Annotated in this window: 5 protein-coding genes and 1 pseudogene; 3 read left to right on the forward strand and 3 right to left on the reverse strand. The window is 73.6% G+C overall.

The window, feature by feature from the left end:
• A pseudogene (locus GEV28_RS40375) lies at positions 1-378 on the forward strand (DNA-binding protein); the annotation flags it as partial.
• Entirely contained in the window at positions 375-1,529 is a 1,155-nt protein-coding gene (locus GEV28_RS40380; protein WP_291419363.1) for a class I SAM-dependent RNA methyltransferase, read from the forward strand. The pseudogene GEV28_RS40375 and the gene GEV28_RS40380, both read left to right, overlap by 4 nt.
• 457 nt (positions 1,530-1,986) lie before the next feature.
• Here GEV28_RS40380 and GEV28_RS40385 read toward each other — a convergent pair whose 3' ends face one another.
• Positions 1,987-2,901, reverse strand: coding sequence for a hypothetical protein (locus GEV28_RS40385; RefSeq protein ID WP_291419366.1), 915 nt, complete (start codon positions 2,899-2,901; stop codon positions 1,987-1,989).
• A gap of 43 nt (positions 2,902-2,944) precedes the next feature.
• Positions 2,945-6,562, reverse strand: coding sequence for a hypothetical protein (locus tag GEV28_RS40390; protein WP_291419367.1), 3,618 nt, complete (start codon positions 6,560-6,562; stop codon positions 2,945-2,947).
• A gap of 112 nt (positions 6,563-6,674) precedes the next feature.
• Between GEV28_RS40390 and dxs the strand changes: the two genes are divergently transcribed.
• On the forward strand, positions 6,675-8,612 hold the full coding sequence (gene dxs / locus GEV28_RS40395; RefSeq protein ID WP_291419369.1) for a 1-deoxy-D-xylulose-5-phosphate synthase: 1,938 nt from the start codon (positions 6,675-6,677) through the stop codon (positions 8,610-8,612).
• On the opposite strand, the gene GEV28_RS40400 is transcribed toward dxs, so the two are convergent.
• A partial coding sequence (locus GEV28_RS40400; protein WP_291419371.1) for a hypothetical protein occupies positions 8,593-9,243 on the reverse strand: 651 nt, incomplete at its 5' end. The genes dxs and GEV28_RS40400 overlap by 20 nt on opposite strands.

Here is a 9,243-nt window from a genome sequence, read left to right on the forward strand (position 1 = left end):
AACGTCGACGACGCGGACACCCGGTCGCTGGTGGCACAGTGGGAGAAGGAGGACTTCTCGGTGCCACTCAAGGTGGTCGAGTCGCCGTACCGGGAGATCACGAAGCCGGTGCTGGACTACGTGAAGCGGGTGCGCACGGACAACCCGCGCGACGTGGTGACGGTGTACATCCCCGAGTACGTGGTCGGCCGGTGGTGGGAACAGTTCCTGCACAACCAGAGCGCGTTGCGGCTCAAGGGTCGGTTGCTGTTCCAGCCCGGGGTGATGGTGACCTCGGTGCCGTGGCAGCTGGCTTCCTCCGAGCGGGTGCGGGACCGTTCCGAGGTGGCCGCGCCGGGCGCGATCCGCCGTGGACTGTCCGGAAAGGACAAACGGTGAGCTCGTGGGTGGGGCGGCGGTTCGAGGTTCTCGTCGGCCCGGTGGCGCATGGTGGACATTGCGTCGCGCGGCACGAGGGTCGGGTGGTGTTCGTCCGGCACACGCTGCCGGGTGAGCGCGTCGTCGTCTCGGTGACGGAGGATCGTGGCGGGTCCTTCTGCCGCGGCGACGCCGTGGCGGTGCTTACTCCGTCCGGTGATCGGGTTGATCCGCCGTGTCCGGTGGCTCGTCCCGGCGGGTGCGGTGGGTGCGACTTCCAACACGCGTCGCCGGCTTCGCAACGTCTGCTGAAGGCTTCTGTCGTCGCCGAGCAGTTCTCGCGGCTCGCCGGCCTGGCGGTGTCGGTGGAGGTGGAGCCGCTGCCGGGTGGGCCGCTGTCGTGGCGGACGCGGGCGCGGCTCACTGTCGACTCCGTTGGCCGCCCGGGTTTCCGGGCGCATCGCAGCCACGAGGTCGTGCCCATCTCCGGGTGCCCGATCTCCGCGCCGGGCACGGTGGACCAGGTGGTCGGGCGGGCGTGGCCGCCGGACTCGTCGGTGACGGTGGCCGTGGACGCCCACGCGGTGACGCATATCGGCCCCGGCTCGATGGCCGTCGAGACCGCCGCCCGCCGGACGTGGCGAGTACCCGCCGAAAGCTTCTGGCAGACGCACCCCGATGCGGCGGACCTCTACGCGGAGGTGGTCTCGTCCTGGTCGGGCCTGGTGGTCGGCGACGCGGCGTGGGACTTGTACTGCGGCGTGGGCCTTTTCGCCGCCGTGCTGGCTTCGCAGGTGGGCCCGTCGGGCGAGGTGATCGCGGTGGAGTCCATCGGGGCGGCGGCCGCGGCGGCCGCGGACAACTTGTCGGACCTGCCGCAGGCCCGCATCTTCGAGGGTCGGGTGGAGGCCGTCCTGTCGGCGGGGGTCGGTCGCGACCCCGCTGTGGTGGTCCTGGACCCACCCCGTTCCGGAGCGGGCCGGCGCGTGGTGGAGGCGATCTCGTCGCGGGGGCCGTCGCGGGTGATCTACGTGGCGTGCGACCCGGCCGCTTTGGCCCGGGATGTCGCCACGTTCGGCGACCACGGCTACCGCCTGGAGCGTGTTCGGGCGTTCGACGCTTTCCCGATGACCCACCACATCGAGTGCATCGCCCTGTTGACCAGGTCGTAGCGGTCCTGGTCGGCGCCTCCGCTCAGCAGGCCGTTGACCTGGCGTACCGGGCTGACGCACGTGGCGGCGGATCCTGGCCGGACCCCGTCCACCGGCCGCGTCCTGGATGTGGGGCGCCGCCGGGACACCCCACCTGCCGCACGCCACCCGACGACGTCACGGGTCGACACAGCGACGCCACGGGTCGACACAGCGACGTCACGGGACGACACGGCGACGTCACCGGTCGACACGACGCCACGGGACGACACGGCGACGCCACGGGACGACACGGCGACGCCACGGGACGACACGGCGACGCCACCGGTCGACACGGCGACGCCACCGGTCGACACGGCGACGCCACCGGTCGACACGGCGACGCCACGGGTTGGCACGGCGACGCCACCGGACGACACGGCGACGCGCGCCGGGGGATCTTGGTCTGCCTGCCGGTCTCGGTCCTGAGCGCCCCGCTCTACCAGGCGGGTTGGCTCGGTGGTCCGCCCGGCGGGGTAGAGGGCTGGTTCGGCGCGCCACCCGGCTGTTGAAAGGGCACCGGCCCGCCACTGGGCGGTGTGCCAGGCTGCTGCGGCCCAGGCTGGAACGCGGGCCGCTGCTGGCCTGGCGCCTGCTGGCCCGGCCCGGGGAAACCGGGCCGTGGCTCACCCCCAGGCGGAGTGGGCTGCCCGGCTTGTTGCGCACCCGGTTGCGGCGAGCCTCCGGGCGGCGTCGGTTGCCCGGCATGCGCTGGTACCGGCTGCCCTGGCCGCACCGCCCCACCGGGCGGCGTCGGCTGGCCCGCCGGCTGTCCGGGTGTGTCGGCGCCTGACGTAGGTGTGTCGGCGCCTGGCGTCGGTGTGCCGACATCTGGCGTCGGTGTGCCGACATCTGGCGTCGGTGTGCCGACGGCCTGGCCACCGGGCGGCGTCGGCGGCTGCTCACCCGTGGCTGGTGGCAGGCCGGCTCGTTGGCGCAGCCAGTCCGGGATGTGCTCGTCCGCCCGCGGGAAGAACCGCAGCTCGTCGGCGAACCCGATCGGTGGCGGCACCCGCCGCCACCGCGGCTCGACGTCCGGCTCGAACTCGGCGCTGAAGCTGCTCGGCGGCTCGAGCAGGTACTCGGCGGAGATCCACGTCCCCCGACCCGGCCGGTACATGCCCTGCCGCAGCCGCCCGAGGCCGTCGACGACCTCCACCGGCGGCCGCACCATGCGCGGCGCGCCGTCCGGCCCGGTGACGAACACGTCCACCTCGATGTGTCGCCCGGCCGACCGGTACTCGGCCCGCACCTGCTTCCAGTCGGCCCCCGCCACGGTCAGCAACGCCCGGCCCACCTGCCGGGTCAGTTGGTCCTGTTCCGCCTGATCCATCACCGGCTGCGGCTCCGTCACAGCAAGATCCCCACCCTCTGTTTACCCATGGTGAGGATTGACCTTACCGGGTCGGAACCTCACCGAGCGTCGGGTTTGGACCGAACGAGAGTCCGAGCTGGAACGGGTGCATCGACCAGGTGGCCACGGCGAACCTGGTCAGCAGCCCGGCCGCGCGCATCGTCCGGTCGGTGGCCGGCGAAGCCAGTAACTGCGTGTCGCCGTCGACCGGTTGCTGATCACGCCACACGGGGGCGCCGACCGGCACGGGCGAGGTCTCGACCACGGAGTGCCACTCCTGCCCGTCGCTTCGCAGCATGATCAGCACGAAGGGCGTCGCCGGCACCTTCCATCCACCGGTCTCCACCGCGACGAACTCATTGCGCCTGCCGGCTGCCAGCACCACCTCGCCGAGCCAGCCGTACAGCTCGGACATGGCCTTGTCGTCGGCCGCGCGGAACGCGTCCTCCTCGGTGGCCGGCTCCAGCTGGGTCGTCGTGCCGCCGAGATGCCCGGTCTCGTCCCGATAGCGATCCATCAGAAAGAGCGTCCCCCGATCGGGACCCACCATGGCGGCCTCGCGAAACCGCTGGTTGTCGATCTCCGACCGCGACTCGAGCCCCACCCCGAGCCGGCCGCGCACGGCGTCGGGGTCGGCCATGCGCCAGTAGCTGATCGCGCCGCCCTGCCAGAGCGGCAGGTGCCCGCCGATCGGCAACCCGACGAGCACGGTGTGCATGACGTCGCCGACCTCGGTCGGCCCGTCCTGGGCGACCCGCAACCGCCGCGACTCGGGCGCCGGGACCCGGAACAACGGCGTGACCCGGTCGGTCTCCTGCTCGGCCCCGCCGCCGGACTCCCCGCCGGTCTCGCCGGCGGGTTCGTCGTCGATCTCGGCTTCGGGTTCGTCGTCGGCCTCCTCGGAGACCACCCGAAACCCGGGCGACGACCCGGGTTCGGCCTCGGGCTCCTCGTTGTCTGCCTCGTCCTCGGGCGATGTCTCGGAGTCGTCCGCCGCCGGTTCGGCCTCGTCCACCGACGGCACATCCGGCTCGGGTGCTTCGGGTGCGACTGTCGCTCGGGGCGACGGCGGGTCCGGTGGTTCGGGTTCGCCGATGGGCTCCGGTGCCGTGGGTTCGGCTGCCGCTTCGGGCGAGTCCGGGTCCGGTGGTTCGGGCCCGCCGACCGGTTCGGGCGCCTCCGGTTCGGCTGTCGGGTCAGGCGCTGCCGAGGCCGATGGCTCGGGCTCGGGCTCGGGCGTCGCGTCTGGTGGCTCGGGTTCGCCCGGTTCCTCGGTGACGTCGACCGGCGGGTGCGGTGGCGCGGGTTCCTCTGTGATCGGGGCGTGGACCGGGGCGTCGGCGTGGACCAGGGCGTCGGTGTCGATGATGAGGGAAGGGCGCAACGGCGGGGTCGGCGGTTCGGCCGGTGCGTGCTCGTCGGACTCGGGCGCGGGTGATGGTGGGGCGTCCGAACCATCGGTCGCGGGCGGGTCTTCCGCGGCGCGGCGTCCGGACGTCGGTTCGGGCTCCGGATCACTCGGCGGCACCTGCCACGCCGACGCGGCGTCGAGGCGCTCGTGCCGCGCGACCGGCCGCGATCCAGGAGGCGCCTCGTCCGGCGCGCCCGCCGGCTGCTCGTTCGGTGCCCCCGCGTCGTCCGACCGCATCACTCCGGCCGGCTCGACCGGTGCCACCTCGACCGGTGCCACCTCGTCCGGCGAACCATGCCTGGATGCCGGCTCGGCTGTCTCCGCCTCGCCGGAGACCTCGTGTCGCGAAGGGATGGGCGGCTCGTCTGGTTGCGGTGGTGCGGTGGTAATGCTGCCTGGGGAGGCCGGGTCGCCGGGCGGTGCCTCGTTGAGGATCCCGTGTCTGGGTGGTTGCTCCTGCGGCCGGTGTGACTCGGCGGGGACGCGGCGTCTGAACGCGAGCTCGACCGGCCCGTCGGGTAGGGCGTGCAGGGCGGGTTCGTCGTCGGGGTGGGGGTCCGCGTCGGCGAAGGGGCTCTTGCGTAGGGGGCCCAGGAGCTGTTCGGGTTCCGGCTCGGCGGGCGGCTCACGTAGCTGACGGAACGGGTCGTCGGCCGCGGGCTCGGCTGCCGGCTCGTCGGGGAGCTCGCGGAAGCCCTGCGGCGGCTGGTCGCGCACCAGGCGGAGGGGTTGGTCCGGCTCGGGCTGGTCGTCGGGTGCGGTCCAGCCGTCCTCGTTGGTCAGGCCCGCCGCCGAGGTGTACACCGTCGGCTGGGCGTGGGGGATCGGCGTCGGCTCCGGTTGGTCCGGCCGAGGGACCCCGTTGGTCGGGTGGCCGTTGGTGCCGGGGAGACCGTCGGATCCGGACGGAGCCGGCTCGGGCGGTGCGAACGTGCCGGAGTCGATCGTGCTCGGCCATCCGTCGAGGTCGGCCGGCGGGAGGGACGCGCCGTTGGTGGCCGGGGGGAAGGTGCCGGACTCGGGGCCCCCGCGGCGGTTCGGGAACGCGTCGGTCTCGTCCGGGTCGCTCGGCGGTGCGAACGTGCCGGCGTCGGCGGGCCGGGGAGGCGGCGAGCCGGCCGGGCCGTTGCCGTTGGGGGGTCGAAGGGAACTGGTCGGCCCTCGATGCGCCGGAGAGGGGGGCGAGGGGAAGGCATCGGTCGGGCCTTGCTGAGGCCGCGGTGGGTATGCCGGGCGCTTGCCGTTGGGTGGCGCAACGGTGCCGGTGTCCGGCGCGCCTTGATGGCCGAATGGCGCGAAGTCGTCCGGGCCTGGTTCCCCGAAGGGGGCGAAGTTGTCGGAGCTGGTCGGGCTGGGTTCGCCGAACGGCGCGAAGCCGCCTGGATCGGCCGGACGGCTGGGTCCGGCCACGTTGCCCGAGCTGGCTGGGCCCGGGTCGCCGAAGGGGGCGAAGCCACCTGGGTCGGCTGGCCGGCCGGGTGTGGCGAGGCTCTCCGAGTTGCTCGGGCCGGGCCGGTCGGCCGGGGCCGGGTGGCTTGGTGTGGCGAGGTTGCCCGAGTCGGCTGGGGTCGGTTCGCCGAATGAGGTGGGGCCGGCCGGCCGGCCGGCCGGCGAGGGTCTCCCGCGCGGGGTGGTCGGGTCCGGCCTGCCGGTGGGATCGGCCGCGCTGCCGAACGGGGGCTGCGCGGCGAAGGCCCGGTCCACCCGTGCGGTGGCCATCGTTCGATGAGCCCAGGCCCTGGCGCGGCTCAGGGGGTGGTCCGGGAACTGGCCGTCCCACTGGGCGTCGTCGCCAACGTGCCAGGGGAGGCGGCCCTCCAACGAGGGCGCGTACGGGTGCGGGCGCACGAAACCCTCGACCCCCACCTGCGAGAACACCACCGACTCGCGCATGCCGGTCGGCTGGCCCTCGGCGCACTGGATGCGCAGCACGGCACTGCACGTCGCCTTCGGCACGGTGAACGCGGCGATGAACGCCTGGCCCGTGTCCTGGTTCGGGAGCGGCAGTTTGAGCAGCTGGAACAGTGACGGCACCGAGTCGAGGAGCACCACGTGTGCCTCGATCAGCGTGCCAACGTCGGCGGTCTCCAGCGCCAACCGACGGCGTAGCTCCGGCAGGTCGGACAACGGCGCCGGCAGGTCGGGTACCAGCCCGACGTAGGTCAGGCTGACCTGGTCGCCGGTGCGCGGATCGAACCACGTCCGCTCGTCGTACTGGTCCATCCCGGCGGTGTCGAATGCGACTGGCACCCGGCCGAGTGTAGGGGCGCGCCCCCAGCCGCCGTGCGCTCGTAGACTGGCGCAACGAGAGCCGACGTCCCAGCTGTCGGGCACGACAGCCAAGAAACCGAGGTGACCAGCGGTGACCGACCATCCGAGTCTGCTCGACTCCCTGCACGGACCGGCCGACCTCAAGCGGCTGAGCACGGAGGACCTGGTCAGGCTCGCGGCGGAGATCCGCCAGTTCCTCGTCGACAAGGTCACCACCACGGGCGGCCACCTCGGTCCCAACCTCGGCGTGGTCGAGCTCACCATGGCCATCCACCGGGTGTTCGACTCGCCGAGGGACGCCGTGGTCTTCGACGTCGGGCACCAGGCCTACGTCCACAAGATCGTCACCGGGCGCCGGCAGGAGTTCGACCGGCTGCGGCAGAAGGACGGCCTCTCCGGCTACCCCAGCCGGCACGAGAGCGAGCACGACCTCGTCGAGAACAGCCACGCCTCCACCGCACTGTCCTATGCGGACGGTCTGGCCAAGGCGTTCGAGCTGCGCGGCGAGCCCCGGCACGTCGTCGCGGTCGTCGGGGACGGGGCGCTCACCGGCGGCATGTGCTGGGAGGCGCTCAACAACATCGCCGCCGGCACCGACCGGCCGATGGTGATCATCGTCAACGACAACGGCCGCTCCTACTCGCCGACCATCGGCGGGCTGGCCGACCACCTCGCGTCGTTGCGCCTGTCGCCCAACTACGAGCGCGCGCTCGAGGGCGGCAAGCGGATGCTCCAGGGCACCCCCGTCGTCGGCAAGCCGCTCTACGCCGCCCTGCACGCCGCCAAGCGCGGCATCAAGGACGCGCTCAGCCCGCAGGTGATGTTCGAGGACCTCGGCCTCAAGTACTTCGGCCCGGTCGACGGCCACGACCTCGTCGCCCTCGAGGCGGCACTGCGTCGCGCCAAGGAGTTCGGCGGCCCGGTCATCGTGCACGCCGCCACCTGCAAGGGGCGTGGCTTCCCGCTGGCCGAGAACGACGAGGTCGACCAGATGCACCAGACCGACCCCATCGACCCGGTCACCGGCCGGCCGGCCACCGCCAAGAGCGCCACCTGGACCTCGGTGTTCGCCCAGGAGATGGTGCGCATCGGCGAGCACCGGCCGGATGTCGTCGCGATCACCGCGGCCATGCTGCGCTCGGCCGGCCTCGCGCCGTTCGCCGAGGCCTACCCGGACCGCTGGTTCGACGTCGGCATCGCGGAGCAGCACGCGATCACCTCGGCAGCCGGCATGGCGATGGCGGGGCTGCACCCGGTCGTCGCGATCTACTCGACGTTCCTCAACCGCGCGTTCGACCAGATGCTGATGGACGTCGCGCTGCACAAGCTGCCGGTCACCGTCGTGCTCGACCGTGCGGGCATCACCGGCCCGGACGGTGCGAGCCACCACGGGATGTGGGACCTGTCGATCATGGGCGCGGTGCCGGGCATCCGGATCGCCGCGCCGCGCGACGCCGGGACGCTCGCCGAGGAGCTCACCGAGGCCATCGCGGTGTCCGACGGCCCGACCGTCCTGCGCTTCCCGAAGGCCGCCGTCGGCGCCGACATCCCCACTCTCGAGCGCCGCGGCGTCGTGGACGTCCTGCGCAGGCCGGCGAGCGACCGGCACGTGCTGCTGGTGACCGTCGGCGCGTTCGCCGAGCTGGGTCTCGCCGCCGCGGACCGGCTGGCCGACCAGGGGATCGGCGTCACCGTCGTCGACCCGCGCTGGGTCGCCCCGGTGCCCGCCGAGCTGGCCGAGCTGGCCGCCGAGCACCGGCTGGTCGTCACCGTCGAGGACGGCGGCCGGCACGGCGGCTTCGGCTGGGCACTGGCCGCGGCGCTGCGGGACGCCGATGTGGACACCCCGCTGCGTGACATCGGGATACCGCAGGAGTTCCACGGCCAGGGCACCCGCGCCGAGGTGCTCGTCCGGCTCGGCCTCACCGCGCAGCAGGTGGCGCGCAAGGTCACCGAGTGGACGGTCGACCGGATCGGTGAGCTCGCCCCGGCCGAGGCCCAGGCCGCGGTCAGGCGACCGGAGCGCTGACCCGCCGGCGCACCGCGGCCCCCGCCGCCGCGCCGAGCACCCCGATGGGCAGACCCCAGACCGGCAGCCAGGCCAGCGTCCAGATGATCGCGTCGCTGAGGTTGACGCCGATGGGCAGGCCGCCCGCCGCGTCGAGCAGCAGCCCCAGGCCGTCGCGGTACCAGCGCACGGACTCCAGCAGCCACAGGACGAACACCCACGCGGTGCCGAGCAGCGCCGTCCACGTCGCGGCGCGCACGCCGGTGTGGAACGACCGGCCGACCGCGGCCGCCACCGCGGCGCCCACGAAGAAGATCGGGATCGTCGCGAAGATCAGGTAGGACGCCATGCCGCCGGCGTCGTCGCCGGGCAGCCGCGAGGCCAGCACGAAGCCGATGCCGAGCACGAGCGCCGTGCCGACCCCGATGCCCCGCGCGAGCCGGTCGCCGCCCAGCCACGGCGGCGGGACCAGGGCCAGCCGCGCGCCGAAGGCCAGCACCACCGCGAGGAGCATCACCGGAACCGGCCGCAGCACGTCGCCCGCCGACGGGTGCTCGGCCACGAAGTAGGCGACGACCGCGACGCACGCGGCCACGGCGGCGACCCCGGTGCCGGCCGGTCGCCGGGGGCGTCCGCGCGGCCGTCGCGGCGA

The organism is Actinophytocola sp. (assembly GCF_009379765.1).
Taxonomy (GTDB): domain Bacteria; phylum Actinomycetota; class Actinomycetes; order Mycobacteriales; family Pseudonocardiaceae; genus Actinophytocola.